We start from the raw sequence: 25,150 nt of genomic DNA on the forward strand, positions 1-25,150 counted from the left end.
CGGCGGGCCATGATGGCCCGCTGGCCGGCCGCGGCTTCAGTTCGCGAGCAGCAGGAAGATCGCAGGACGCTTGTGCAGATTCGGCGCAGGCGCCTTTTTCCAGTCCGCCACGGTGCGGCTCGCGATCGTCTCGGTCGCGAGGGTCAGGTCGGCCGCGACGCAGATCTGCGTCGACGGCGCGCAGGTCGCAATCAGCGTATCGAGCATCGCGTGATTCCGGTACGGCGTCTCGATGAAGATCTGTGTCTGGCGCGCCTTGCGCGACAGCTGCTCAAGTTCGCGCAGGCGTTTCGCGCGCGCGGCCGCATCGACCGGCAGGTAGCCGTTGAACGCGAAGCTCTGGCCGTTCAGGCCCGACGCCATCAGTGCGAGCAGGATCGAACTCGGTCCGACGAGCGGCACGACCTTCACGCCGCGCTCGTGCGCGCGGCGTACCAGCAATGCGCCGGGATCGGCGACGGCCGGGCAGCCGGCCTCGGACACGAGGCCGGCGTCCGCGCCGGCCAGCACGGGCGCGAGCAGCCGGTCGATTTCGCCGGCCGGCGTATTGACGTTCAGCTCGCGGATCTCGATTTCCTGGATCGGACGCGTCGTGCCGATCTTCTTCAGAAAGACGCGCGTCGTTTTCGCGTTCTCGCCGATGTAATAGCCGAGCGTGCCGGCGCGTGCCTGCACGGCCGCGGGCAGCACGGCGGCGAGCATCGATTCGTCGCCGTCGCCAAGCGTGTTCGGGACGAGATAAAGCGTGCCGGCCGTCATGTGCGGTCTCCACAGGTGGTTGCAAACAGCGGATATTCGGCGGCGCGCAGCATCCGCGTGAGCGCGATCAGCGGCAGGCCGACGAGCGCGGTCGGGTCGTCCGAGTCGATCGCGTCGAGCAGCGCGATGCCGAGCCCTTCGGATTTAGCGCTGCCGGCGACGTCGTACGGCGTTTCCGCGCGCAGGTACGCGTCGAGTTCGGCCTCGGGCAGCGAGCGGAAGCGCACGCGCGTGACGATGTCCTCGACCTGCGCCTCGCCCGTGCGGCTGTCGTACAGGCAGAGTGCGCTGTGGAATTCGACTTCGCGGCCCTGCATCGACACGAGCTGCGCGAGCGCGCGCTCGTGCGTGCCGGGCTTGCCGATCTGGAGCCCGTCGAAGGTCGCGACCTGGTCCGACCCGATCACGAGCACGCCGTCCGGCGCGTCGATCGTCGCGGCGACGGCGCGCGCTTTCGCGCCGGCGAGGCGCAGGGCGGTCGCGGCCGGAGTTTCGCCGTCGAGCGGGGTTTCGTCGAGGTCGGGCGACACGACGTCGAACGGCACGCCGAGGCGCTCGAGGAGCGTGCGGCGGTAGCGGGAACTGGAGGCAAGAATCAGCCGCGGCGGGCGGCAAACGGTATCCGGCATGGTCGGTTGGATCGGTGAGTCGTCGGGTGTTGTGCGGACGCAAGCTTAAGTGATTGACCGCAAAAGGTAAAACAGGTATGCTTTCCCGCTTTTCGTCGGCAGGCTTACGTGGTGGCGCCTGCCGGGTCTTCGGAAGTAAAGTACGTACCCGTACGTGAGTGAGCGGCGCCAAGCCGGATCCCGCAAGTCAGCCTGTAGGCAGGAGCGCACATGAACACTTCTTCTGGCAAACCTGCGGCGCCGCTTGATCCGCACGCGGTCGATCTGTTCGAGTTCGCCCGCAGCGGGCGACAGGCAGCAGGGGCGGTGCGCCTCTCGCAACTGCCGCGCATGTTAAACGAAGTGCCGGCGGACGCGCCAGATCGCGACACGGTCTTCACGTGGCAGGCGGAAGGGTTCACGCAGAAGGAATTGCAGGACGACGGCGCCGATGGGCAGCAGCCGTATCTGCGCCTCGCGGTGCATGGCCAGGCATGGCTCACGTGCCAGCGCTGCATGACCCCGTACGACCAGGCGTTCGGCGTCGACATGGTGTACCGCGTCGTCGCGACCGAAGAAGAAGCTGAAGAATTTCCGCTCGACGACGATGAAGCCGATGTGATCGTGGGCTCACGCCAGTTCGATCTCGTCGACTTGATCGAAGAGGAGTTGCTGCTTTCGTTGCCGCTCGTGCCCAAGCACGAGGTTTGCCCGGCAGTTCACGAAAGCCTCGTGTCGGGTGCGAGCGGTCCTGAGGAAGAGGCGGGCGAAGAGTCCGACGAAGCCGCGGACGAAGGCAAACGGCCGAATCCGTTCGCAGCGCTGCAAGCGCTGAAGAAGGACGGTGACGGCGCCAAGAAACACTAAGCAGTTGTGGCGCGGGAAGGCGTAAGGGCTTTGGGCCAGGGTAGTTAAGCGCCGGATCGGGCTGTGTTAGAATCCGGAAAATTATTTAGGAGTTAGTCATGGCAGTCCAGCAAAACAAGAAGTCGCCGTCGAAGCGCGGCATGCATCGTTCGCACGATTTCCTGACGGCAACGCCGCTGGCAGTCGAGCCGAGCACGGGTGAAGTGCACCTGCGTCACCACGTCAGCCCGAACGGCTACTATCGCGGCAAGAAAGTCGTCAAGACGAAGAACGACTAAGCGTCAAGTCACGCGTTGCGCGCTACGTTCGCCGTTCGCGTGACAACTGGTTCGCTTGACACTTTCCTGGCGCAACAAAAAGGCGGCATTCAACTGCCGCTTTTTTGTGCCTGAAATTCGTCGCATTCCATGACCGTAAAGCTCACAATCGATTGCATGGGAGGCGACCACGGCCCGTCCGTGACCGTTCCCGCGGCAGTCAAGTTCGTCCGCGCGCATCCCGATGCGCACCTGATGCTCGTCGGCATCGAAAGCGCGATCCGCGCTCAGCTCAAGAAGCTGAAAGCCCTCGACGATCCCGCGCTGACCATCGTGCCCGCCACCGAAGTCGTGGCGATGGACGACCCTGTCGAGGTGGCGCTGCGCAAGAAGAAAGATTCTTCGATGCGCGTCGCGCTCAACCACGTCAAGGAAGGCGCCGCGCAGGCCTGCATCTCCGCCGGCAATACCGGCGCGCTGATGGCCGTCTCCCGTTACGTACTCAAGACGCTGCCCGGCATCGAGCGGCCCGCGATCGCGTCGGCGCTGCCGAACCCGACCGGCTACACGATGATGCTGGACCTCGGCGCGAACGTCGACTGCGAGCCGCAGCACCTGCTGCAGTTCGCGGAGATGGGGCACGCGCTGGTGGCCGCGCTCGAAGGCAAGGAGCGGCCGACGATCGGCCTGCTGAACATCGGCGAAGAAGTCATCAAGGGCAACGACACGATCAAGCGCGCAGGCGAGTTGCTGCGCGCCAGCACGCTGAATTTCCGCGGCAACGTGGAAGGCAACGACATCTACAAGGGCACCGTCGACGTGATCGTGTGCGACGGCTTCGTCGGCAACGTCGCGCTGAAGACGTCCGAGGGGCTCGCGCAGATGCTGTCCAACATCATCCGCGAGGAGTTCGGCCGTTCGCTGATGTCGAGGTTGATGGCGCTGCTCGCGCTGCCTGTCCTGATGCGTTTCAAGAAGCGCGTCGACCACCGCCAGTACAACGGCGCGGCGCTGCTGGGGCTGAAGAGCCTCGTGATCAAGAGCCACGGTTCGGCCGATGCCTACGCGTTTGAGTGGGCGATCAAACGCGGGTATGATGCGGTCAAAAACGGCGTGCTGGAGCGCCTCGCGCGCGCGATGGCGGACAATTCGGCGTCGCTCGGCGACGGCGAGCACGACGCGGGCGGCGCGGGCCATGCAAGCCCGGCCGCAGGCCCTCACGCCGAACCCTCCGCTGCGCAATCCTCTAAAGCATAAATGGCCCAATCGACTCTCTATTCCCGCGTGCTCGGCACGGGCAGCTATCTGCCGCCCGACCGCGTCACGAACCAGCAGTTGACCGATCGTCTCGCGAAGGAAGGTATCGAGACGAGCGATGAATGGATCGTTGCGCGCACGGGTATCCATGCGCGCCATTTCGCCGCACCGGACGTCACGACGAGCGATCTCGCGCTCGAGGCGTCGCGTCGTGCGATCGAAATGGCCGGTATCGATCCGCAGTCGATCGACCTGATCATCGTCGCGACTTCGACCCCCGATTTCGTGTTCCCGAGCACCGCGTGCCTGCTGCAGAACAAGCTCGGCATCAAGAACGGCGGCGCGGCATTCGACGTGCAGGCCGTGTGTTCGGGCTTTGCGTACGCGATGGCGACGGCCGACAGCTTCATCCGCAGCGGCCAGCACCGCACGGCGTTGATCGTCGGCGCGGAGACGTTCTCGCGCATCCTCGACTTCAAGGACCGTACGACCTGCGTGCTGTTCGGCGACGGCGCGGGCGCGGTGATCCTGTCCGCGTCGGAAGAGCCGGGCGTGCTCGGCAGCGCGCTGCACGCGGACGGCAGCTATTCGCATATCCTCTGCACGCCGGGCAACGTGAATCGCGGCGTGATCGAGGGCAGCGCGTTCCTGTACATGGACGGGCAGGCCGTGTTCAAGCTCGCGGTCAACGTGCTCGAGAAGGTTGCGATCGAGGCGCTTGCAAAGGCGAATCTCGCGCCCGAACAAATCGACTGGCTGATTCCGCACCAGGCCAACATCCGCATCATGACCAGCACCTGCCGCAAGCTCGGCCTGCCGCAGGAACGCATGGTCGTGACGGTCGACCAGCACGGCAACACGTCGGCCGCGTCGATCCCGCTGGCGTTCGACACCGCGGTACGCGACGGCCGCATCCAGCGTGGCCAGCACGTGCTGATCGAAGGTGTCGGCGGCGGCTTCACTTGGGGCGCGTCGGTCTTCCGCTTCTGATCCGCGGCGCGCGATTGCTGCGCGCGGATCCCATCGGTGCGCCGTTCGTGCGCGCCGTCCGAATCGATTCAATTGGGGACGATATGAAATTTGCATTCGTTTTTCCGGGGCAGGGCTCGCAGGCAGTCGGCATGCTCAACGCATTCGCCGATCTGGCCGTCGTGCGCGAGACGCTCCAGGAGGCGTCTGACGCACTCAATCAGGACCTCGGCAAGCTGATCGCCGAAGGCCCGGCCGAAGAGCTAAATCTGACCACCAACACGCAGCCCGTGATGCTGACCGCCGCTTACGCCTGCTACCGCGCGTGGCAGCAGGCAGGCGGCCCGGCGCCGTCGATCGTCGCCGGCCACAGCCTCGGTGAATACACGGCGCTCGTCGCGGCGGGCGCGCTCGCGTTCAAGGACGCGGTGCCGCTCGTGCGCTTTCGCGCGCAGGCGATGCAGACGGCCGTGCCGGTCGGTCAGGGCGGCATGGCCGCGATCCTGGGCCTCGACGACGACACGGTGCGCGCGGTGTGCGCCGAAGCCGCGGAAGCGGGCGTCGTCGAAGCGGTGAACTTCAATGCGCCCGCGCAGGTCGTGATTGCAGGCAACAAGGCCGCCGTCGAGAAGGCGTGCGAGATCGCGAAGGCGAAGGGCGCGAAGCGCGCGCTGCCGCTGCCGGTGTCGGCGCCGTTCCATTCGTCGCTGCTCAAGCCGGCATCGGACCAGTTGCGCGACTTTCTCGCGAACGTCGACGTGAAGGCGCCGCAGATTCCGGTCGTCAACAATATCGACGTCGCCGTGGTCAGCGATCCGGCCGCGATCAAGGACGCGCTGGTGCGCCAGGCGGCAGGCCCGGTGCGCTGGGTCGAGTGCGTGCAGCACATTGCCGGCACGGGCGTCACGCACGTGATCGAATGCGGTCCGGGCAAGGTGCTCGCCGGCCTGACGAAGCGCATCGACGGCAACCTGACGGGTGCGTCGGTGTTCGATCCGGCGTCGCTCGACGAAGCGCTCAAGCTGGTGACCGCCTGACGCGGCGCCTTTTCTCAAGAGACGGATATTCGATTCATGGAAAAGACTCTCGATAAACAGGTTGCGATCGTGACCGGTGCGTCGCGCGGCATCGGCCGGTCGATCGCGCTCGAACTCGCGCGCCTGGGCGCGACGGTGATCGGCACCGCAACGAGCGAATCGGGCGCTGCCGCGATCACCGCGGCGTTCGCGGAAGCGGGCGTCACGGGCCGCGGCGCGGTGCTGAACGTCAACGACGCGGCGGCCGCCGAGGCGCTGATCGACGCGACCGTGAAGGAATTCGGCGCGCTGAACGTGCTCGTCAACAATGCGGGCATCACGCAGGACCAGCTCGCGATGCGGATGAAGGACGAGGACTGGGACGCGGTGATCGACACCAACCTGAAGTCGGTGTTCCGCCTGTCGCGCGCGGTGCTGCGCCCGATGATGAAGGCGCGCGGCGGCCGTATCATCAACATCACGTCGGTGGTCGGCTCGGCCGGCAACCCGGGTCAGGTCAACTATGCTGCCGCGAAGGCCGGCGTCGCGGGCATGACGCGTGCGCTTGCGCGCGAGATCGGCAGCCGCGGCATCACCGTGAACTGCGTCGCGCCGGGCTTCATCGACACCGACATGACGAAGACGCTGCCGGAAGAACAGCAGGCGGCGCTCAAGACCCAGATTCCGCTCGGCCGCCTCGGCAGCCCGGAGGACATCGCCCATGCCGTCGCGTTCCTCGCATCGCCGCAGGCCGGTTACATCACCGGCACGACGCTGCACGTGAACGGCGGCATGTACATGTCGTAACGATTTTCGTTTACTATCCGCGCCGTATCCCGTTTTTCAGGCGGATCGGCGCTTGATCGGCCATCAAGCCAACGCGCGTTTTGGCGTCAGCAAACCTGATAAAATGCGCGCACTTGTAAATCTGAACTTTCCCTCGGAGGGGTAATGGACAACATCGAACAACGTGTCAAGAAGATCGTCGCTGAACAACTGGGCGTCGCGGAAGCCGAGATCAAGAACGAAGCTTCGTTCGTGAACGATCTGGGCGCCGACTCGCTCGACACGGTCGAGCTGGTGATGGCTCTCGAAGACGAGTTCGGCATGGAAATCCCGGACGAAGAAGCAGAGAAGATCACGACCGTTCAGCAAGCGATCGACTACGCTCGCGCAAACGTCAAGGCGTAAGCGCCTTTCGCGCTTGTTCGCCACGTCGCCGCGATCTTCGCGATTGACGCGCCATCCTGCCGGCTTCGCGCCGGACGGACTAACAGCCACAGGGCTCGCAGGGCTGGTTCCTGTGGCCACTGTGGCTTTTGTTTTTGTCATCCAATAATGGAAAAGAGGTTACCGTGAGCCGCCGTCGTGTTGTTGTTACAGGCCTGGGGCTGATTTCGCCTGTTGGCAATAATGTTGCCGACGGTTGGGCCAATCTCGTCGCCGGCAAGTCCGGTATCGCCACCGTCACGAAGTTCGATCCGTCGAACCTCGCCGTGCATTTCGCGGGAGAGGTGAAGGGTTTCAGCGCCGAGGAGTACATCCCGGCGAAGGAAGCCCGCAGCATGGATACCTTCATCCATTACGGCATCGCCGCCGGCGTGCAGGCCGTCAAGGACAGCGGGCTGGAAGTGACCGAAGCCAATGCGGAACGCATCGGCGTGCTGGTCGGTTCCGGCATCGGCGGCCTGCCGATGATCGAAGATACGCACCAGACCTACGTCGATCGCGGCGCGCGCCGGATTTCGCCGTTCTTCGTGCCTGGTTCGATCATCAACATGATCTCGGGTCACCTGAGCATCATGTTCGGCCTGAAGGGCCCGAACCTCGCGGCCGTGACGGCCTGCACGACCGGCCTGCACAGCATCGGCCTCGCGGCACGCCTGATCCAGGCCGGCGACGCGGACGTGATGGTCGCGGGCGGTGCCGAGTCGACGGTGTCGCCGCTCGGTATCGGCGGTTTCGCGGCCGCGCGTGCGCTGTCGACCCGCAACGATGATCCGGCCACCGCGTCCCGTCCGTGGGACAAGGATCGCGACGGCTTCGTGCTGGGCGAGGGCGCAGGCGTGATGGTGCTGGAAGAGTACGAGTCGGCGAAGGCGCGTGGCGCGAAGATCTACGCGGAAGTCTCGGGCTTCGGCATGACCGGCGACGCGTACCACATGACCGCGCCGAACATGGACGGCCCGCGCCGCTGCATGGTCGCGGCGCTGCGCGACGCCGGCGTGAACGCGGACGAGGTCCAGTACCTGAACGCGCACGGCACGTCGACGCCGCTGGGCGACAAGAACGAGTCCGACGCGGTGAAGGCTGCCTTCGGCGAGCATGCGTACAAGCTCGTCGTGAACTCGACGAAGTCGATGACGGGCCACCTGCTGGGCGGCGCGGGCGGCCTCGAGTCGGTGTTCACGGTGCTGGCGCTGCACAACAACGTGTCGCCGCCGACCATCAACATCTTCAACCAGGACCCCGAGTGCGATCTCGATTACTGCGCGAACACCGCGCGTGACATGAAGATCGACGTGGCCGTGAAGAACAACTTCGGCTTCGGCGGTACCAACGGCACGCTGGTGTTCAAGCGCGTCTGACGCTGAAATCGCTTGACGAGTCCATTCGATGCTCCGGCCGGGCGTCCGCAGCGCTTTGCGTTGCGGGCCTCGGCCGTGTCGTATGTCGTGCTGGCCGCGTTCGTCGCGTCGGCTGCCGCGTCGGCGTACCTGTTCTGGACGCCGCGCGCGGGCGCTGCGGCCGGCGCATGCGTGTCGGCCGCGACGGCCGCGCTGCTGGCCGTGTGCGCCGCGCGGGCCTGCGCCCGCCGGCTGCCGGCCGAGTTGCAGATCGACGCATTCGGGGAGGTTGCGGCGTTTGGCCGCACCGGGCGGCTGCTGGCCCGCGGCCGTGTGACGGGCCATGCGCACTGGAGCAGCCTGCTGCTCGTGCTGTCGGTCGGGCAGGGCGCCCGGCGGGCCCGGCCGCTGCTGATTCCGGCCGATGCGCTCGACGCCGCGTCGTTCAGCGCGCTGTCCGTGCTGGCGAGAACCGCGGGCGCGGCGGGGCGGGCATGACGGCGGCGCGGTTACCGACCGTAACCAGCGGCCGGTGCGGGAACGCTACAATAGCGCTCCACGTTGCATCCCTAGTTAATGGATTTGTCAGGTGAGTGAAAAAGAAATTGATCAGGTTCTGGTCGAGCGCGTACAGAAGGGCGACAAGGCAGCGTTCGAACTCCTGGTCTCCAAATACCACCGCAAGATCATTCGGCTGATCTCGCGCCTCGTGCGGGATCCCGCCGAGGTCGAGGATGTAGCCCAGGACGCGTTCATCAAGGCGTACCGTGCGTTGCCGCAATTTCGCGGCGAATCGGCGTTCTACACGTGGTTGTACCGGATTGCCGTCAATACGGCGAAGAACTACCTTGCGACGCAAGGCCGCCGCGCACCGACCTCGACCGAGGCCGATGCGGAGGAAGCGGAAACTTTCTCCGACGCAGACCAACTAAGGGATATCAACACGCCTGAGTCGATGTTGATGAGCAAGCAGATTGCCGAGACGGTCAACGCTGCAATGGCCGCCTTGCCCGAAGAATTGCGCCAGGCGATTACGCTGCGCGAGATCGAGGGCCTGAGCTACGAAGAGATCGCGGAAATGATGGGCTGTCCGATCGGAACGGTCCGGTCGCGGATTTTCCGTGCTCGCGAGGCAATCGCTGCCAAATTGCGTCCGCTGCTCGATACGCCCGAAGGCAAGCGCTGGTAAGCGCGATGGGCGGAACGACGCGGGTCGGGGTCTAGTAACGGATAGAGTCGTGAAGTCACGACGGGGTGTGCAAGATGGGGAGCATCATGGGGTCGGTCAATACGCAGTCGCAGGCGTGCTCGCGCGGCGAGCGCCTTTCCGCGCTGGTCGACGGCGAAATGTTCGATGGCCCGGATCACGGGCAGTTTCTGGCTGAGCTCGACCGCGCGGATCGCGCTGCGTGGGCCCATTACCACCTGATCGGCGATGCGCTGCGCTCGGACGAGCTCGCGTTGTCGCCCGCGCTGAGCGTCGCGTTCACTGCGCGCATGTCGGCCGCGCTCGAGAGCGAGCCGCACCTGCTCGCGCCGGCGGCTGCGCCGGTCGCGCGCAAGCTGCTGTCGCTGCGCCGGCGCGTCGTGCCCGCGTTCGCGGTGGCCGCCGCGGCGGCCACGCTGACGTGGATCGTCGTTCCGCAGCTGCAGACGGCCGGCACGCCGGGCGCCGTCCAGGTCGCGTCGGTCGGTGCGCCGCAAGGCGGCAACCTGCAGCGCGTGACGGTCGCGCAGGCGTCGGCCCAACCGGGGCTGCAGGACGTCAACATCATTCGCGACGCCAGTCTCGACCAGTACCTTGAAGCGCACCAGCAATTCGCGCAGCAGCCCGTCGTCACGGGTTCGATGCCGCTGATCCGCGCTGCCGTGACCACCACGCCAGGCCAATAAACCCGATGCGGACATTGCAGTTGAATCACGCCATCTCCGGATGGAAGCGGCTGCCGGCCCTCCTGCTTTGCGCAGCCGCCCTGTTGTCCGTTCAATCCCTTCCTGCCAGCGCCCAGCAACCGGACGATCCCGTCGCGACCCGCAAGGGCGCCGCGGACTGGCTCGACCGTGTCCAGCAGGCGGCGCAGCAGCAGAGCTACGAGGGCACGTTCGTCTACCAGCGCGGCGGGTATGTCCAGTCGTCGCGCATTGCGCACGTCGCGTCCCGCGACGGCGAGTTCGAGCGGATCGAGACGCTCGACGGCAAGCCGCGCAAGCTGCTGCGGCATAACGACGAGCTGTACACGTTCGTACCCGAACGCAAGCTGTGCGTGGTCGAGCGCCGTCAGACGCGCGATTCGTTCCCCGCGCTGCTCGGCGCGAGCGGCGAACACGTGATGTCCGTCTACGACGCGAAGTTGCTCGGCAAGGACCGCGTGGCCGGGATCGACGCGCAGGTCGTCGAGCTGGTGCCGAAGGATGCCTACCGCTTCACGTACAAGCTTTGGGCCGACACGCGCACGGGGCTGCTGCTGCGTTCGCAGACGCTGGATGCGAACGATCACGTGCTCGAACAGATTGCGTTCTCGCAATTGCAGACGGGCGGTGCGAGCGGCGACAAGGCCGCGATCGCGGCCGGCATGCGCAACCTGAGCGGCTGGACCGTCGTGCGCCCGCCGGTCGCGACGGTCGACATGGAGGCGCAGGGCTGGCAGCTCGCGCCGAGCGTCGCCGGTTTCAAGAAGATCCGCGAAGTGCGCCGGCCGATGGCTGCGCGCGATGCGGGCGATCCGCCGATTCCGGTCGATCAGGCCGTCTTCACCGACGGTCTCGCGACGATCTCGGTTTTCATCGAGCCGGCCGAAAAGAATACGCGCAAGGAAGGCGCGGGCAGCACCGGTGCGACGCACGTCCTCGTGAAGCGTCGCGGCGACTACTGGATCACCGTGCTCGGCGAAGTGCCGCCGGCTACGTTGCAGCAGTTCGCGTCTGCCATAGAATACAAGGCTTCCAAGTAACGCTACGGCTTCCGACATGATGAAACACACGCTGCGCAAATGGTTCGCGGCGGCGGCGCTGTCTGCCTGCCTGCCGCTCGTGCCGCATACCGCGATCGCGGTGCCGGCTCCCGCTGCCAGCCTGCCCGACTTCGCCGATCTGGTAGAAAGGGTCGGGCCGGCCGTCGTGAACATCAGGACCACCGCCAACGTGCCGACGAGCAGCGGCCCGCGCGGGGTGCTCCCGCCGGGCTTCGACAACGGCGACATGTCGGAATTCTTCCGGCGCTTCTTCGGCATTCCGCTGCCGCAGGCGCCCGGCAACGGTGGCGGCAGCGGCAACCCGAAGAATGCGCCGGCACCGGACAATCCGCCCGACACCGAGCAGAATCGCGGCGTCGGCTCGGGCTTCATCGTGTCGGCCGACGGTTACGTGATGACCAATGCGCACGTCGTCGACGATGCGGACACCATCTACGTGACGCTGACCGACAAGCGCGAATTCAAGGCGAAGCTGATCGGCGTCGACGATCGCACGGACGTCGCGGTCGTCAAGATCCAGGCGTCGAACCTGCCTGTCGTCGCGATCGGCGACTCGAACAAGGTGCGCGTCGGCGAGTGGGTCGTCGCGATCGGTTCGCCGTTCGGTCTCGACAACACGGTGACGGCCGGCATCGTCAGCTCGAAGAGCCGCAACACGGGCGACTATCTGCCGTTCATCCAGACCGACGTCGCCGTGAACCCCGGCAACTCGGGCGGGCCGCTGATCAACATGCAGGGCGAGGTGATCGGCATCAACTCGCAGATCTACAGCCGTACCGGCGGCTTCATGGGCATCTCGTTCGCGATTCCGATCGACGAGGCGATGCGCGTGGCCGATCAGCTGAAGGCGACGGGCAAGGTCACGCGTGGCCGGATCGCGGTGGCGATCGGCGAGGTGACGAAGGACGTGGCCGACTCGATCGGGTTGCCGAAGGCCGAAGGCGCGCTCGTCAGCAGCGTCGAGCCGGGCGGCCCGGCCGACAAGGCAGGCATCCAGCCGGGCGACATTATCCTGAAGTTCAACGGCCGTCCGGTCGACGCGGCGTCGGACCTGCCGCGCATGGTCGGCGACACGAAGCCCGGCACGAAGGCGACCGTCAGCGTGTGGCGCAAGGGTCAGGCGCGCGATTTGCCGATCACGATCGCGGAGACGCCGGTCGAGTCGACGGCCAAGGCCGAACAGCGCAAGAACGCGCCGCAGAAGCCGCGCCAGACCAATTCGCTCGGTCTGACGGTCAGCGACCTGACGGCGGAGCAGTTGAAGACGCTGAAGCTGAAGAACGGCGTGCAGATCGACGGCGTCGACGGCCCGGCCGCCCGTGCGGGCCTGCAGCGCGGCGACATCGTGCTGCGCGTCGGCGATACCGACGTCACGAGCGCGAAGCAGTTCGCCGAAGTGACCGCGCAGCTCGATCCGCAAAAGGCGGTCGCGGTGCTGGTGCGGCGCGGCGACAATACGCAGTTCGTGCCGGTGCGGCCGCGCCAGAAGTAACGCGCCGATGTTCACGCTCTACGGCCGCGGCTGGTGCCACCTGTGCGACGACATGCGCGACGCACTGGCGCCGGTGGCGGCCGAATTCGGCGTCGCGGTCGACTATGTCGACATCGACACCGATGCGGCGCTCGTCGCCCGCTACGACGAGGACGTGCCGGTGCTGCTGCTGGACGGCGCGGAAGTGTGCCGCCACCGGTTCGACGACGCGAGGGTGCGCGACGCGCTCATGGCCCGGCGCTGAGCCTGGCCGGTCGCCGGCCGGCGTCGCTTCGCACGGGACTTGGCCCGGCAGGCGCTTCCGGCCGGGCGCCGCGCGGCCCGGCGTCCGAAATACCGCCCGGCGAAGGCCTTTTCGGCTAAAATAAGCCGTTTTTTCACCGACTTACACAAGGCGTGCTCCGCAGTCGTCGAGCGCGCCTTTTTCGCTTGATCGGCACTGAATGGATCATATTCGCAATTTCTCGATCATCGCGCACATCGACCATGGCAAGTCGACGCTCGCGGATCGCATCATCCAGGTCTGCGGCGGCCTCGCCGACCGTGAAATGGAAGCGCAGGTGCTCGACTCGATGGATATCGAGCGCGAGCGCGGCATCACGATCAAGGCGCAGACGGCCGCGCTGTCCTATCGCGCGCGCGACGGCAAGGTCTACAACCTGAACCTGATCGACACGCCGGGGCACGTCGACTTCTCGTACGAAGTCAGCCGTTCGCTGTCCGCGTGCGAAGGCGCGCTGCTGGTCGTCGACGCGAGCCAGGGCGTCGAGGCGCAGACGGTCGCGAACTGCTACACGGCGATCGAGCTCGGCGTCGAGGTCGTGCCGGTGCTGAACAAGATCGACCTGCCGGCCGCGAACCCCGAGAACGCGATCGAGGAGATCGAGGACGTGATCGGCATCGACGCGACCGATGCGACGCGCTGCAGCGCGAAGACGGGCCTCGGCGTCGAGGACGTGCTCGAAGCGCTGATCGCGAAGGTGCCGCCGCCGAAGGGCGATCCGGACGCGCCGCTGCAGGCGCTCATCATCGATTCGTGGTTCGACAACTACGTCGGCGTCGTGATGCTGGTGCGCATCGTCAACGGCACGCTGCGCCCGAAGGACAAGATCAAGATGATGGCGACCGGCGCGCAGTATCCGGTCGAGCACATCGGCGTGTTCACGCCGAAGTCGCGCAATCTCGATTCGCTGTCGGCGGGGCAGGTGGGCTTCATCATCGCCGGCATCAAGGAACTGACGGCCGCGAAGGTCGGCGATACCGTCACGCATGCGGCCAAGCAGGCGGCGGAAGCGCTGCCGGGCTTCAAGGAAGTGAAGCCGCAGGTGTTCGCCGGCCTCTATCCGGTGGAAGCGAACCAGTACGACGCGCTGCGCGAATCGCTCGAGAAGCTGAAGCTCAACGACGCGTCGCTGCAGTACGAGCCGGAAGTGTCGCAGGCGCTCGGCTTCGGGTTCCGGTGCGGCTTCCTGGGTCTCCTGCATATGGAGATCGTGCAGGAGCGGCTGGAGCGCGAATTCGACATGGACCTCATCACCACGGCACCGACCGTGGTCTACGAGGTCCTGATGAGCGACGGCTCGATCGTGATGGTCGAGAATCCCGCGAAGATGCCGGAGCCGCCGAAGATCGAGGAGATCCGCGAGCCGATCGTCACGGTGAATCTCTACATGCCGCAGGACTACGTCGGCTCGGTGATCACGCTGTGCACGCAGAAGCGCGGCTCGCAGATCAACATGCAGTATCACGGCCGCCAGGTGCAGCTCACCTACGAAATCCCGATGGCCGAGATCGTGCTCGATTTCTTCGACCGCCTGAAGTCGGTGTCGCGCGGCTACGCGTCGATGGACTACGAGTTCAAGGAATACCGGTCGGCGGACGTCGTGAAGGTCGACATGCTGATCAACGGCGACAAGGTCGACGCGCTGTCGGTGATCGTCCACCGGTCGCAATCGCAGTATCGCGGCCGCGAAGTGGCGGCGAAGATGCGTGAGATCATTCCGCGCCAGATGTACGACGTGGCGATCCAGGCCACGATCGGTGCGCACATCATCGCCCGCGAGAACATCAAGGCGCTGCGCAAGAACGTGCTGGCGAAGTGTTATGGCGGCGACATCACGCGCAAGAAAAAACTGCTCGAAAAGCAGAAAGCAGGCAAGAAACGCATGAAGCAGGTGGGTTCGGTCGAGATCCCGCAGGAAGCGTTCCTTGCGATCTTGCGCGTCGAAGACAAATAACAGGACTGTTCCTTTTATGAATTTTGCGCTGATTCTTTTTGTGCTCGTCGCCGTGACGGGCGTAGCGTGGGTGCTGGACAAACTGGTGTTCCTGCCGCGGCGACGCATGGCGGCCGACTCGGCGATCGAGGAGTTCGATCGCCAGCAGTCGCGCATCGACAAGCGTTTCGCGGACGAAAACGCCGTGCAGACGCGTTCGAAGCTGCGCGACGAGAAGCTGCGCCAGCCGTGGTGGCTCGAGTACACCGCGAGCTTCTTCCCGGTGATCCTGGCGGTGTTCGTCGTGCGTTCGTTCATCGTCGAGCCGTTCAAGATTCCGTCGGGCTCGATGGTGCCGACGCTGCTCGTCGGCGACTTCATCCTCGTCAACAAGTTCGAGTACGGGCTGCGCCTGCCGGTCACGAACACGAAGATCACGCAGGGCAGCCCGCTGTCGCGCGGCGACGTCGTCGTGTTCCGTTATCCGAAGGACGAGTCGGTCGACTACATCAAGCGCGTGATCGGCCTGCCGGGCGACACGGTCGCGTACCAGGACAAGCAGCTCACGATCAACGGCCAGCCGGTGCCCGAAACGCCGCTGCCCGATTTCTTCGACGACGAGCGCCAGAATTACGCAAAGCAGTTCGAGGAGACGATCGGCAACAAGAAGAACGCGATCCTCAACAACCCGGCGGTGCCGCCGTTCGTGATGGGCGCATACGACTATCCGTATCGCGACAACTGTACGTACAACAGCCGCGGCGTGATCTGCAAGGTGCCGCCCGGTCACTACTTCATGATGGGCGACAACCGCGACAACAGCGCGGACAGCCGCTACTGGGGTTTCGTGCCGGACCGGAACATCGTCGGTCGCGCGTTCTTCATCTGGATGAACTTCAGCGACCTGAAGCGCATCGGTTCCTTCAACTGATCGCATTCGACTCACGCGCAATACGCGATGCACGGGCCGCGTCGCGTATTGCCGAACTACTTTAAGAACCGGCGGTAACACCGCCTCGTCACGCCTTTTCGTGTCCGGCCGTGCCGTTTCGGCCCGACCGGCGCCCGCGTTATACTCCTGCACATGCCCTTATCCCAGTTGGAAAGCCGGCTGCGCTACGAATTTCGCAATGCGGAATTGTTGCGCCAGGCTTTGACCCATCGCAGTCACAGTGCCACGCACAACGAACGGCTCGAGTTTCTCGGCGACTCCGTTCTGAATTGCGCGGTGGCCGCCCTTTTGTTCCAGCGTTTCAGCAAGCTGGACGAAGGTGACCTGTCGCGCGTACGCGCCAACCTCGTCAAACAGCAGTCGCTGTACGAAATTGCTCAGGCCCTGAATATTTCGGACGGGTTGCGGCTGGGCGAGGGCGAACTGCGCAGCGGCGGTTTCCGCCGCCCGTCGATCCTCGCGGACGCGTTCGAAGCCATCATCGGGGCCGTGTTCCTCGATGGCGGCTTCGAAGCCGCCCAAGGGGTCATCAAGCGCCTCTACATCCCGATTCTCGACCACATCGATCCGCGCACGCTCGGCAAGGACGCGAAGACGCTGCTGCAGGAATACCTGCAGGGGCACAAGATCGCGCTGCCGACCTACACGGTCGTCGCGACGCATGGTGCGGCGCACAATCAGCAATTCGAAGTCGAATGCACGGTGCCGAAGCTGGACGTGAAGGTGTCGGGCTCCGGTGCGAGCCGGCGCGCGGCCGAGCAGGCAGCGGCGAAGAAGGCGCTCGACGAGGTGATCGCGGCCGCGCCGATGCTGGCCTCGAAGCCGAAGCGCTCGAAAAACGCGCGCGGGTCGAAGCATGTCGAACCCGAAATCGTGCCGGGCGTGAAGGGCGTGCAGGAAGCGCTCGACCTGCGCTCGCCGGAGCGGAAGGAACGTGCGGCGGCGCGCGAGGCCAAGGCGGCCGGTGCGGTGCCTGCGGCAACCGCTGCGACCGGCGCCGGCGTAGAGCCGGCTGCGGCGCCGATGGCCGCGATTCGAGCGGCGCATGTCGAGTCGGCTGCCGACAAGGGCGAACGGGCGACGAAGCCGGCGACCGACAAGGTTGCCGAAAAGCCGGCCGAGCGCACCGACAAGGTTGCGGAAAAACCCGCGGAAGCCGCGCCGCGCACAGCCGACAAACCGGCCGGCCACGCAGCCGATCCGGCATCGTCGTCCGCCGACAAGCCTTCCGCCGGCTCCGACCCCGCTTCGCGCGCGACCGTGCGCGCACGCGATGCCGCGACGCCCGATTCCGATACGCCGCCGGGCGGTGCGAGCCTTGCTGCCACGCAGGCGCGCGTCGCCGATGCCGACCACTGAATTGCCCATCGATCGCGCCGCGCGCCGCGCGGCCGTTTCCGAACCTGTCTCCCAAACGATATGAACACTCCCGCTCCTACCGGTTTCCGTTGCGGCATGATCGCGATCGTGGGCCGCCCGAACGTCGGCAAGTCGACGTTGATGAACGCACTCGTCGGCCAGAAGATCAGCATCACGTCGCGCAAGGCGCAGACGACCCGCCATCGCATCACCGGCATCAACACGTTCGACGACGCGCAGTTCGTGTTCGTCGACACGCCGGGCTTCCAGACCCGTCACAGCACCGCGCTGAACCGTTCGCTGAACCGCGCGGTCACGTCGACGCTGACGTCGGTCGACGTGATCCTGTTCGTGATCGAAGCGGGCCGCTTCGGGCCCGACGACCAGAAGGTGCTCGACCTGATCCCGCCCGGCATGCCGACGCTGCTGATCGCGAACAAGATCGACCGCGTGACCGACAAGGCGACGCTGTTCCCGTTCATGCAGCAGATGAGCGCGCTGCGCGAATTCACCGAACTCGTGCCGCTGTCGGCGCAGCGGCCGGAAGACATCAAGCGCCTGCTGGAGACGATCAAGCCGTACCTGCCGGAAGGCGAGCCGATCTACGGCGAGGATGAACTCACCGATCGCAGCTCGCGCTTCCTCGCGGCCGAGATCCTGCGCGAAAAGGTGTTCCGCTGGACCGGCGACGAACTGCCGTACACGAGCACCGTCATCATCGACAAGTTCGAGGAGGAAGGGCGCCTGAAGCGCATCTTCGCGACGATCCTCGTCGAGCGCGATTCGCACAAGGCGATGGTGATCGGCAAGAAGGGCGAGAAGCTCAAGCAGATCAGCACCGAGGCGCGGATGGACATGGAGAAGCTGTTCGACGGCCCCGTGTACCTCGAGACCTTCGTGAAGGTGAGGAGCGGCTGGGCCGACAACGAGGCGGGGCTGCGCGCCTATGGGTACGAATGACGCGCTGACGTCGACTGAAGACGCGGTGACGGCCGGCGCGAACGACGCGCCGCTGCCGGCACCGCCCGAACCGCCGCGCAAGGCGCGGCGCGCGACGTCTCGCACGTCCGATTTCCGCGTCGCCGAGCAGCCGGCGTTCGTGCTGCACAGCTATCCGTACCGGGAAACGAGCCTGATCGTCGACGTGCTGACGCGCGATCATGGCCGGCTCGCGCTCGTCGCGAAGGGCGCGAAGCGCCCGCACTCCGCACTGCGCGGCGTGCTGCAGACATTCCAGCCGCTGCTGCTGTCCTGGTCGGGCAAATCCGAGGTGCGCACGCTGACGGGCGCCGAGTGGGTCGGCGGGATGCTGCCGCTCGCCGGCGACGGGCTGCTGTGCGGCTTCTATGCGAACGAGCTGCTCGTGAAATTCTGCGCGCGCGAAGATCCGCAGCCGCCGTTGTTCAATCATTACGTGCTGACCCTCACGCGCCTCGCGCACGGCGAACCCGCGGTGCAGGTGCTGCGCTCGTTCGAGCGTGTGCTGCTGCGCGAGACCGGCTACGCGATGGCGCTGAACCGCACGGTCGCGCGTCGTGCGGTCGAACCCGAGCGCCGGTACGTGTTCGATCCCGAGCGCGGCGTGCGCAATGCGGACGACGATGTGCCGTCGCACTGGCCGGTCATCGCCGGACAGACGTTGCTCGACATGGAGCAGGACGATTACCATCGAGCCCAGACGGTTGCGCAAAGCAAGACGCTGATGCGCTTCCTGCTGAACACCTATCTCGGCGGTACGCCGCTTGCCACGCGCCAGATCCTGATCGACCTGCAAAACCTATGAGCTTCTTCCTGACAACGCCCACCGCCATCGACCTCGGCGTGAACATCGACCACGTCGCGACGCTGCGCAATGCACGTGGCACGGCCTATCCCGATCCGATCCGCGCGGCGCTCGCTGCCGAAGAGGCCGGCGCGGACGCGATCACGCTGCACCTGCGCGAGGATCGCCGTCACATCGTCGACGCGGACGTGCGCAAGCTGCGTCCGCTGCTGAAGACGCGCATGAACCTCGAGTGCGCGGTGACGGCCGAGATGCTCGATATCGCGTGCGAAGTGCGTCCGCACGACGCGTGCCTCGTGCCCGAGAAGCGGGAGGAACTGACGACCGAAGGCGGCCTCGACGTCGCCGGCCACTTCGAGGCCGTGCGCGCGGCGTGCAAGCAGCTTGCCGACGTGGGCGTGCGCGTGTCGCTGTTCATCGACCCGGACGAAACGCAGATCCGCGCCGCGCACGAAGCGGGTGCGCCGGTGATCGAACTGCATACGGGCCGCTACGCCGAGGCGCACGACGAAGCCGAGCAGCAGCGCGAATACGAGCGCATCGTCGCGGGCGTGCAGGCCGGCGCGAAGCTCGGCCTGAAGGTCAACGCGGGTCACGGCCTGCATTACACGAACGTGCAGCAGATCGCCGCGATCGACGGCATCGTCGAACTGAACATTGGCCACGCAATCGTCGCGCACGCGATCTTCGCGGGCTGGGACAACGCGGTGCGCGAGATGAAGGCAATCATGGTTGCCGCACGCGTCGCCGCGCTGCATGGCGGCGCGCGTTGAAGATGACATTCCATCGCGCCGCGGGCGTCGTTTGCAACCCGGCCCCGCCGGGACGCTCCGGCGCGTACTGACATGGCGATCTACGGTATCGGTACCGACATTGCCCAGGTGAGCCGCGTCGCGGCCGTGCTCGAGCGCACGGGCGGCCGGTTTGCCGAGAAGGTGCTTGGCCCCGACGAGCTGCGCGTGTTCCATGCGCGTCGCGCACGTTCCGAGGCGCGCGGCATCGCATTTCTCGCGACGCGCTTTTCCGCGAAGGAAGCGTTCTCGAAGGCGATCGGGCTCGGCATGCATTGGCCGATGACGTGGCGTGCATTGCAGACCCTCAACCACCCGAGCGGCGAGCCGTACGTGGTCGCGTCGGGCGAACTGGCCGACTGGCTTGCCGCACGCGGCATCACGGCGCGCGTGACGGTCAGCGACGAACGCGACTATGCGGTGTCGTTCGTGATCGCCGAGACGGACGCCGCGCCTGCACCTGTTTCCCGAACCTCCTCCTGACGGAATTCCCGATTCGATGAAAACGACTCCCGGCCCGGTCATGCTCGACGTCGTCGGCACGGCCCTGTCGCGCGACGATGCGCGGCGCCTCGCGCATCCGAACACCGGCGGCGTGATCCTGTTCGCGCGGCACTTCCAGAATCGTGCGCAACTGACCGCGCTGACCGACTCGATCCGCGCGGTGCGCGAAGACATCCTGATCGCCGTCGATCACGAAGGCGGGCGCGTGCAGCGTTTCCGCACCGACGGCTTCACGGTGCTGCCCGCGATGCGCCGCCTCGGCGAGCTGTGGGATCGCGACGTGCTGCTCGCGACGAAGGTCGCGACCGCCGTCGGCTACATCCTGGCCGCCGAGCTGCGCGCGTGCGGGATCGACATGAGCTTCACGCCCGTGCTCGATCTCGACTACGGGCACTCGAAAGTGATCGGCGATCGCGCGTTCCATCGCGACCCGCGCGTCGTCACGCTGCTCGCGAAGAGCCTGAACCACGGGTTGTCGCTTGCCGGCATGGCGAACTGCGGCAAGCATTTTCCGGGGCACGGCTTCGCGGAGGCCGATTCGCACGTCGCGCTGCCGACCGACGATCGCACGCTCGACGCGATCCTCAAGCAGGACGTCGCGCCGTACGACTGGCTCGGCTTGTCGCTGTCCGCGGTGATTCCCGCGCACGTGATCTACACGCAGGTCGACCAACGGCCGGCCGGTTTCTCGCGCGTGTGGCTGCAGGACATCCTGCGCGGCCGGCTCGGCTTCACGGGCGCGATCTTCAGCGACGACCTGTCGATGGAGGCCGCCCGCGAAGGCGGCACGCTCACGCAGGCGGCCGAAGCCGCGCTCGCCGCCGGTTGCGACATGGTGCTCGTCTGCAACCAGCCGGACGCAGCCGAGGTCGTGCTGAACGGGCTGAAGGCGCACGCATCGGCCGAGTCGGTGCGACGTCTCAAGCGGATGCGCGCGCGCGGCAAGGCGCTCAAGTGGGACAAGCTGATCGTGCAGCCCGAGTATCTGCAGGCGCAGGCGCTGTTGAGCAGCGCACTGGCGTAAGCGGGGAGGGGCTGGCGCGGTACCGCGCCATTCCGGTCGCTGAAACAAAAAGCCGCGCAACAGCGCGGCTTTTTACATGGGGTGCGGCAGGCGTGAACAGGACTGCGGCGGAAATCGGGCATGCCCGCGCGGCGACCTCGTGACGCAACTAACGGTCAGATCCTGCCAGCGCCCGCATGCATCGCCGCGCGCTCAGTTCACCTTCATCCGCTGCAGCTTGTTGTACAGCGTCTTGGGGCTGATGCCGAGCAGCGTCGCCGCGCGGTGGCGCGTGCCGCCGACCGCGTCGAGCGTCGCGCGGATCAGCAGATCCTCGACGTCGGCCAGCGGCGTACCGACCTTGATCTGCACGCTGCTGCCGTTCAGCGCGGCGCCGGCGGCGAAGCTGGTCTCGCCGGCGCGCAGCGTCTCGATGAAGTCGCCCGATGCGTCGTACGCGAAGCGCACGCGCTCCTGCAACTCACGCACGTTGCCAGGCCATTCGTAGGACACGCATTCGCGCACGAAGCCCGGCGCCGCGCGCTTGTCGGTCGTGCTGCGGCCGGTCGCGCGCGCTTCGCGGTTCAGTTCGTCGATCAGCGCGTCCGCGATCGCGAGTGCGTCGCCGTCGCGCTCGCGCAGCGGCGGCATCGTGACCGATGCCGCATCGAGGCGCAGCCACAGATCCTCGCGCAGCGTGCCGTTCGCGACCGCTTCGCGCGCCGGGCGGCGCGTGGTCGCGATCAACCGGAAATCGCTCGTGATCGCGCTCGTGCCGCCGATCCGCATGAAGTTCTGCGAATCGAGCGCTTGCAGCAGCGCTTCCTGCAGCACGAGCGGCAGCGCGGTGATCTCGTCGAGGAACAGCGTGCCGCCGCCGGCCTGTTCGAACAGGCCCGATTCGCGGCGCTCGGCGCCGTCGAACGCGCCGCGCTCATGGCCGAACAGCACGCTGTCGAGCGATGCGCCGTGCCGGCCGGCCTGCGTGATCGTCCGGCAGTCGAACGACACGAACGGCCCTTTGCGGCGGCGGCTCAGTTCATGCAGCGTGCGTGCGGCCAGCTTCTTGCCGGTGCCGGCTTCGCCCGCGAACAGCACGGCCGTTTCGGTGCGCGCGTTGTGCTCGATCATGTCGTACACGTGCTGCATCGCGTCGCTGCGGCCGACCAGTGCGCCGAAGCGGCCGAGATGGCGCAGCGATGCGCGCAGCGACTGCACTTCGTCGATCAGTTCGTACGGGCGGGGGATTCGCGCGAGCAGGCTGCGCAGGCGAGGAATGTTGATCGGCTTCAGCAGGTAGTCCCAAATACCGTGACGCAGGCCCTCGATTGCGCTTTCGACCGTCGCGTTGCCCGTCAGCACGATGACGGGCAGCGAACCGTTCGGTTGTTGCTGCGGCAGGTGCTGGAGCAGGTCGAAGCCGCTGCCGTCCGGCAGGTTCAGGTCGACGAGGACGACATCGGGAATCGAGCGACCGAGCGCCGTGCGCGCTTCGGCGAGCGACGTGGCCGTGTCGACCGAGAAGCCGTCTGCGGCGAGCAGCGCGGTGAGGCCGGAGAGACTGTTGGGATCGTCTTCGACAATCAGGGCGTGTGGCATGGTGGACGCGGGTCGAGTCAAGAGAGGCGGGCTGTCGGCCATCGGAGCCGCAGCCGCATGTCAGATTAAAAACTGATTTTATGCCCCGCCGAACGCGTAACGCGCATTATTTCTCCGGCGCTATAAAACAGTTACCGATGATACAAATTGAATATCTTTACCGGTGGATTTTGTGCTTGATATGGCACTGGTTTGCGGTCGCTGTTGGCGACAGGCAAACAAAAAGCGCCCCGAAGGGCGCTTTGTTCGACGCGGGAATCGCTGGCGATTACGCGCGGCTGCGGTATTCGTTCGTGCGCGTATCGATTTCGATCTTGTCGCCGGTGTTGCAGAAGAGCGGAACCTGCAGTTCGAAGCCGGTTGCGAGCTTGGCGTTCTTCAGCACCTTGCCCGACGACGTGTCGCCCTTGACGGCCGGCTCGGTGTAGGTGATCTCGCGAACGAGGATCGTCGGCAGTTCGACCGAGATCGCCTTCTCGTTGTAGAACACGACTTCGCACGCCATGCCGTCTTCGAGGTAGTTCAGCGCTTCGCCCATCATTTCGGCTTCGACTTCGTACTGGTTGTAGTCGGCGTCCATGAACACGTACATCGGATCGGCGAAGTACGAGTACGTCACTTCCTTGCGGTCGAGCATGACGACTTCGAACTTGTCGTCGGCCTTGTAGACCGATTCCTGGCCTGCGTTCGACAGCAGGTTCTTCATCTTCATCTTGACGACGGCGGCGTTACGGCCCGACTTGTTGTATTCCGTCTTTGCGATGACCCATGCGTCGCTGCCGATCTGCACGACGTTGCCTACGCGGAGTTCCTGAGCGGTTTTCATAAAAAACTGTCCTGATCAAATCAAATAAATAGGTGCCTGAGCGTTGCACAACGGCTGACGGCGCAAGCAGACGCGTTCCGGTGGGCGCCAAAAGCGAGCGCTTGCGTGGTCGGCCGTCGGATAACCGCTTATTTTAACTGAGATTTTGCGTATTCCGCCAGCTTTCCGGCGAGATCGCCGACCGCCGCGAGCGCGTCGGCCCAGCGGGCCGCGTTGGCGTCCAGTGCCGCACGGTGTTGCCAGAAATCGGCCCAGTCGGGCGTGCCGACGCCGTTCCACGCATGCCAGAACCGCTCGAGCGCCGTGCGCGGCGCGGCGGCGAGGCCGGCCGACAAGTGCGCGAGCGCGGCGTCGAGCTTCGGCAGGTGTACATCGTCGGCCTGCGGGTAGATATGCCACACGAACGGCTTGCGTGCCCACTGCGCACGGACGAACGAATCCTCGCCGCGCACGAAATTGATGTCGGCCACCCACAACAGCGGGTCGTAGTCGGCCTGCGGAACGAACGCGAGCCCGTGAGCGACCAGGTTGCCGCTGCTCGCATGCGCGCCCGCGCCGAACGACTCGACCCCGAAAAAGCGCGCGACGGCAGGCGATACGCGGCCGGCCGGCACGAGCGCGACGACCGGCGACGGGCCGTCGCGCCACTGCGCGAGCAGCGCGTCGACGGCCGGATTCTCGTATGCGAACAGGCTGACGACCGTCGTGCCGGGCGCCGGCGGTGCGCCGCCGGTCGCGCGCTGCCACCACGCGGCGCGCGCGGCCGCGTCGGTTTCGAACGCGGTGCGGCGCGCATCGAGGTCGTGTTCCTTCAGGACGCCGCCCGTGCCGGCCGACAGGCCCGGGAAGAAGAACGTCTTCAGCAGCGGGTAGCGCGGATGCGGCGACGGCCGCAAATGGAAATCGGCGACCCACTCCTCGGCGCTCAGGTATTCGAGGTTGATCCACACCGGGCGACGTGCACGGCGCGCCATCGCGGCGAGATACGCGCCGGGCAGCTCGCATGCGAATGCCTCGATCACGACATCGGCGATCTCGAGCGCGTCGCCGGCTTCCGCATGCCAGTGCTCGATCGCGATGCCGTCGACCGTCTGCCGTCCCGCGTCGGGATCGACCCCCGGCAGCAGGCGCGCGAACGTGCGCAGGTCGTCGACGAACAGGCGAACCTGCCAGCCGTGCTCGTGTGCGAGCTGGCGCGCGACGCGCCAGCACACGCCGATGTCGCCGAAATTGTCGATTACCGTGCAGAAGAGGTCGCAGGCGATCGGTTCGCCCGGCGCGAGCAGCGCGGCGGATTGGGGGGCAGCGGTGGTGCGTGGCATCGAAGCGGGCCGGTGAATGCTCTAAACTGGC

At 66.1% G+C, this 25,150-nt stretch carries 27 protein-coding genes; 22 read left to right on the top strand and 5 right to left on the bottom strand.

Annotated features, from left to right (window positions below):
• Positions 1 to 36: 36 nt before the first annotated feature.
• Together MRS60_RS05265 and MRS60_RS05270 are read right to left on the bottom strand one after the other, a co-directional pair.
• Positions 37 to 759 carry an SAM-dependent methyltransferase gene (locus MRS60_RS05265; RefSeq protein ID WP_243565318.1) on the bottom strand — a complete coding sequence of 241 codons (723 nt, stop codon included), beginning with the start codon at positions 757 to 759 and terminating at the stop codon, positions 37 to 39.
• Positions 756 to 1,388 (bottom strand): Maf-like protein, encoded by a 633-nt coding sequence (locus tag MRS60_RS05270; RefSeq protein WP_243565319.1) that lies wholly within the window; start codon positions 1,386 to 1,388, stop codon positions 756 to 758. The genes MRS60_RS05265 and MRS60_RS05270 overlap by 4 nt, the downstream gene beginning before the upstream one ends.
• A 210-nt stretch (positions 1,389 to 1,598) precedes the next feature.
• Between MRS60_RS05270 and MRS60_RS05275 the strand changes: the two genes are divergently transcribed.
• The 22 genes from MRS60_RS05275 to nagZ all read left to right on the top strand — a co-directional run bounded on the left by MRS60_RS05275 (position 1,599) and on the right by nagZ (position 21,393).
• Complete coding sequence (locus tag MRS60_RS05275; protein ID WP_243565320.1) at positions 1,599 to 2,234, top strand: DUF177 domain-containing protein; 636 nt, start codon at positions 1,599 to 1,601, stop codon at positions 2,232 to 2,234.
• A 98-nt stretch (positions 2,235 to 2,332) separates the two neighbouring features.
• The gene (rpmF, locus tag MRS60_RS05280; RefSeq protein WP_006759765.1) at positions 2,333 to 2,512 is read left to right on the top strand and encodes a 50S ribosomal protein L32; all 180 of its coding nucleotides are present in this window, start codon (positions 2,333 to 2,335) and stop codon (positions 2,510 to 2,512) included.
• A gap of 129 nt (positions 2,513 to 2,641) precedes the next feature.
• Entirely contained in the window at positions 2,642 to 3,748 is a 1,107-nt protein-coding gene (gene plsX, locus MRS60_RS05285; protein ID WP_034183092.1) for a phosphate acyltransferase PlsX, read from the top strand.
• On the top strand, positions 3,749 to 4,738 hold the full coding sequence (locus tag MRS60_RS05290; RefSeq protein ID WP_034183093.1) for a beta-ketoacyl-ACP synthase III: 990 nt from the start codon (positions 3,749 to 3,751) through the stop codon (positions 4,736 to 4,738). It begins immediately after the preceding gene.
• Between the two features lie 83 nt (positions 4,739 to 4,821).
• A complete protein-coding gene (gene fabD, locus MRS60_RS05295; RefSeq protein WP_175748836.1) occupies positions 4,822 to 5,754 on the top strand; it encodes an ACP S-malonyltransferase in 933 nt (310 codons plus the stop codon).
• A 36-nt stretch (positions 5,755 to 5,790) separates the two neighbouring features.
• A complete protein-coding gene (gene fabG, locus MRS60_RS05300) occupies positions 5,791 to 6,540 on the top strand; it encodes a 3-oxoacyl-ACP reductase FabG (RefSeq protein WP_034183095.1) in 750 nt (249 codons plus the stop codon).
• 144 nt (positions 6,541 to 6,684) lie between these two features.
• Positions 6,685 to 6,924 carry an acyl carrier protein gene (acpP, locus tag MRS60_RS05305; protein WP_004197638.1) on the top strand — a complete coding sequence of 80 codons (240 nt, stop codon included), beginning with the start codon at positions 6,685 to 6,687 and terminating at the stop codon, positions 6,922 to 6,924.
• A gap of 164 nt (positions 6,925 to 7,088) precedes the next feature.
• Entirely contained in the window at positions 7,089 to 8,321 is a 1,233-nt protein-coding gene (gene fabF, locus MRS60_RS05310) for a beta-ketoacyl-ACP synthase II (protein WP_175748837.1), read from the top strand.
• Positions 8,322 to 8,333: 12 nt separating this feature from the next.
• The gene (locus tag MRS60_RS05315) at positions 8,334 to 8,798 is read left to right on the top strand and encodes a hypothetical protein (RefSeq protein WP_105390719.1); all 465 of its coding nucleotides are present in this window, start codon (positions 8,334 to 8,336) and stop codon (positions 8,796 to 8,798) included.
• Positions 8,799 to 8,889: 91 nt separating this feature from the next.
• Positions 8,890 to 9,489: an RNA polymerase sigma factor RpoE gene (rpoE, locus tag MRS60_RS05320; RefSeq protein WP_034183098.1), complete on the top strand. Its 600-nt coding sequence runs from the start codon at positions 8,890 to 8,892 to the stop codon at positions 9,487 to 9,489.
• Between the two features lie 86 nt (positions 9,490 to 9,575).
• Entirely contained in the window at positions 9,576 to 10,193 is a 618-nt protein-coding gene (locus MRS60_RS05325) for a sigma-E factor negative regulatory protein (RefSeq protein ID WP_034183099.1), read from the top strand.
• Positions 10,194 to 10,198: 5 nt separating this feature from the next.
• A complete protein-coding gene (locus MRS60_RS05330) occupies positions 10,199 to 11,251 on the top strand; it encodes a MucB/RseB C-terminal domain-containing protein (protein ID WP_131947317.1) in 1,053 nt (350 codons plus the stop codon).
• A gap of 16 nt (positions 11,252 to 11,267) precedes the next feature.
• Positions 11,268 to 12,764, top strand: coding sequence for a DegQ family serine endoprotease (locus tag MRS60_RS05335; RefSeq protein ID WP_034183101.1), 1,497 nt, complete (start codon positions 11,268 to 11,270; stop codon positions 12,762 to 12,764).
• Positions 12,765 to 12,771: 7 nt separating this feature from the next.
• Positions 12,772 to 13,008 carry a glutaredoxin family protein gene (locus MRS60_RS05340; protein WP_034183102.1) on the top strand — a complete coding sequence of 79 codons (237 nt, stop codon included), beginning with the start codon at positions 12,772 to 12,774 and terminating at the stop codon, positions 13,006 to 13,008.
• Positions 13,009 to 13,207: 199 nt separating this feature from the next.
• Positions 13,208 to 15,001, top strand: coding sequence for a translation elongation factor 4 (gene lepA, locus MRS60_RS05345; RefSeq protein WP_034183103.1), 1,794 nt, complete (start codon positions 13,208 to 13,210; stop codon positions 14,999 to 15,001).
• A gap of 16 nt (positions 15,002 to 15,017) precedes the next feature.
• Positions 15,018 to 15,911, top strand: coding sequence for a signal peptidase I (gene lepB, locus MRS60_RS05350; protein WP_034183104.1), 894 nt, complete (start codon positions 15,018 to 15,020; stop codon positions 15,909 to 15,911).
• Positions 15,912 to 16,064: 153 nt separating this feature from the next.
• The gene (gene rnc, locus MRS60_RS05355) at positions 16,065 to 17,291 is read left to right on the top strand and encodes a ribonuclease III (RefSeq protein ID WP_105390723.1); all 1,227 of its coding nucleotides are present in this window, start codon (positions 16,065 to 16,067) and stop codon (positions 17,289 to 17,291) included.
• A 60-nt stretch (positions 17,292 to 17,351) separates the two neighbouring features.
• Positions 17,352 to 18,251, top strand: coding sequence for a GTPase Era (gene era / locus MRS60_RS05360; protein ID WP_034183106.1), 900 nt, complete (start codon positions 17,352 to 17,354; stop codon positions 18,249 to 18,251).
• Positions 18,238 to 19,074 carry a DNA repair protein RecO gene (gene recO, locus MRS60_RS05365; RefSeq protein WP_034183107.1) on the top strand — a complete coding sequence of 279 codons (837 nt, stop codon included), beginning with the start codon at positions 18,238 to 18,240 and terminating at the stop codon, positions 19,072 to 19,074. Before era ends, recO begins: the two co-directional genes overlap by 14 nt.
• Positions 19,071 to 19,847, top strand: coding sequence for a pyridoxine 5'-phosphate synthase (pdxJ, locus tag MRS60_RS05370; protein WP_105390725.1), 777 nt, complete (start codon positions 19,071 to 19,073; stop codon positions 19,845 to 19,847). Before recO ends, pdxJ begins: the two co-directional genes overlap by 4 nt.
• A 72-nt stretch (positions 19,848 to 19,919) precedes the next feature.
• Positions 19,920 to 20,348: a holo-ACP synthase gene (gene acpS, locus MRS60_RS05375; protein ID WP_021159685.1), complete on the top strand. Its 429-nt coding sequence runs from the start codon at positions 19,920 to 19,922 to the stop codon at positions 20,346 to 20,348.
• Between the two features lie 16 nt (positions 20,349 to 20,364).
• Positions 20,365 to 21,393 carry a beta-N-acetylhexosaminidase gene (gene nagZ, locus MRS60_RS05380; protein ID WP_105390726.1) on the top strand — a complete coding sequence of 343 codons (1,029 nt, stop codon included), beginning with the start codon at positions 20,365 to 20,367 and terminating at the stop codon, positions 21,391 to 21,393.
• 192 nt (positions 21,394 to 21,585) lie between these two features.
• Here nagZ and MRS60_RS05385 read toward each other — a convergent pair whose 3' ends face one another.
• From MRS60_RS05385 to earP, 3 genes are all read right to left on the bottom strand, one after another.
• Entirely contained in the window at positions 21,586 to 22,971 is a 1,386-nt protein-coding gene (locus MRS60_RS05385) for a sigma-54-dependent transcriptional regulator (protein ID WP_034183110.1), read from the bottom strand.
• A gap of 268 nt (positions 22,972 to 23,239) precedes the next feature.
• Positions 23,240 to 23,797, bottom strand: coding sequence for an elongation factor P (gene efp / locus MRS60_RS05390; protein WP_034183111.1), 558 nt, complete (start codon positions 23,795 to 23,797; stop codon positions 23,240 to 23,242).
• A gap of 128 nt (positions 23,798 to 23,925) precedes the next feature.
• The gene (gene earP / locus MRS60_RS05395; RefSeq protein WP_243565321.1) at positions 23,926 to 25,119 is read right to left on the bottom strand and encodes an elongation factor P maturation arginine rhamnosyltransferase EarP; all 1,194 of its coding nucleotides are present in this window, start codon (positions 25,117 to 25,119) and stop codon (positions 23,926 to 23,928) included.
• Positions 25,120 to 25,150 lie beyond the last annotated feature (31 nt).

This window comes from Burkholderia pyrrocinia (assembly GCF_022809715.1).
Lineage (GTDB): Bacteria > Pseudomonadota > Gammaproteobacteria > Burkholderiales > Burkholderiaceae > Burkholderia > Burkholderia pyrrocinia_C.

Coding starts and splice junctions, on each gene's coding strand:
- MRS60_RS05265 (WP_243565318.1), bottom strand. CDS start 759: ATGACGGCCGGCACGCTTTATCTCGTCCCGAACACGCTTGGCGACGGC.
- MRS60_RS05270 (WP_243565319.1), bottom strand. CDS start 1,388: ATGCCGGATACCGTTTGCCGCCCGCCGCGGCTGATTCTTGCCTCCAGT.
- MRS60_RS05275 (WP_243565320.1), top strand. CDS start 1,599: ATGAACACTTCTTCTGGCAAACCTGCGGCGCCGCTTGATCCGCACGCG.
- rpmF (WP_006759765.1), top strand. CDS start 2,333: ATGGCAGTCCAGCAAAACAAGAAGTCGCCGTCGAAGCGCGGCATGCAT.
- plsX (WP_034183092.1), top strand. CDS start 2,642: ATGACCGTAAAGCTCACAATCGATTGCATGGGAGGCGACCACGGCCCG.
- MRS60_RS05290 (WP_034183093.1), top strand. CDS start 3,749: ATGGCCCAATCGACTCTCTATTCCCGCGTGCTCGGCACGGGCAGCTAT.
- fabD (WP_175748836.1), top strand. CDS start 4,822: ATGAAATTTGCATTCGTTTTTCCGGGGCAGGGCTCGCAGGCAGTCGGC.
- fabG (WP_034183095.1), top strand. CDS start 5,791: ATGGAAAAGACTCTCGATAAACAGGTTGCGATCGTGACCGGTGCGTCG.
- acpP (WP_004197638.1), top strand. CDS start 6,685: ATGGACAACATCGAACAACGTGTCAAGAAGATCGTCGCTGAACAACTG.
- MRS60_RS05325 (WP_034183099.1), top strand. CDS start 9,576: ATGGGGTCGGTCAATACGCAGTCGCAGGCGTGCTCGCGCGGCGAGCGC.
- MRS60_RS05330 (WP_131947317.1), top strand. CDS start 10,199: ATGCGGACATTGCAGTTGAATCACGCCATCTCCGGATGGAAGCGGCTG.
- MRS60_RS05335 (WP_034183101.1), top strand. CDS start 11,268: ATGATGAAACACACGCTGCGCAAATGGTTCGCGGCGGCGGCGCTGTCT.
- MRS60_RS05340 (WP_034183102.1), top strand. CDS start 12,772: ATGTTCACGCTCTACGGCCGCGGCTGGTGCCACCTGTGCGACGACATG.
- lepA (WP_034183103.1), top strand. CDS start 13,208: ATGGATCATATTCGCAATTTCTCGATCATCGCGCACATCGACCATGGC.
- lepB (WP_034183104.1), top strand. CDS start 15,018: ATGAATTTTGCGCTGATTCTTTTTGTGCTCGTCGCCGTGACGGGCGTA.
- rnc (WP_105390723.1), top strand. CDS start 16,065: ATGCCCTTATCCCAGTTGGAAAGCCGGCTGCGCTACGAATTTCGCAAT.
- era (WP_034183106.1), top strand. CDS start 17,352: ATGAACACTCCCGCTCCTACCGGTTTCCGTTGCGGCATGATCGCGATC.
- recO (WP_034183107.1), top strand. CDS start 18,238: ATGGGTACGAATGACGCGCTGACGTCGACTGAAGACGCGGTGACGGCC.
- pdxJ (WP_105390725.1), top strand. CDS start 19,071: ATGAGCTTCTTCCTGACAACGCCCACCGCCATCGACCTCGGCGTGAAC.
- acpS (WP_021159685.1), top strand. CDS start 19,920: ATGGCGATCTACGGTATCGGTACCGACATTGCCCAGGTGAGCCGCGTC.
- nagZ (WP_105390726.1), top strand. CDS start 20,365: ATGAAAACGACTCCCGGCCCGGTCATGCTCGACGTCGTCGGCACGGCC.
- MRS60_RS05385 (WP_034183110.1), bottom strand. CDS start 22,971: ATGCCACACGCCCTGATTGTCGAAGACGATCCCAACAGTCTCTCCGGC.
- efp (WP_034183111.1), bottom strand. CDS start 23,797: ATGAAAACCGCTCAGGAACTCCGCGTAGGCAACGTCGTGCAGATCGGC.
- earP (WP_243565321.1), bottom strand. CDS start 25,119: ATGCCACGCACCACCGCTGCCCCCCAATCCGCCGCGCTGCTCGCGCCG.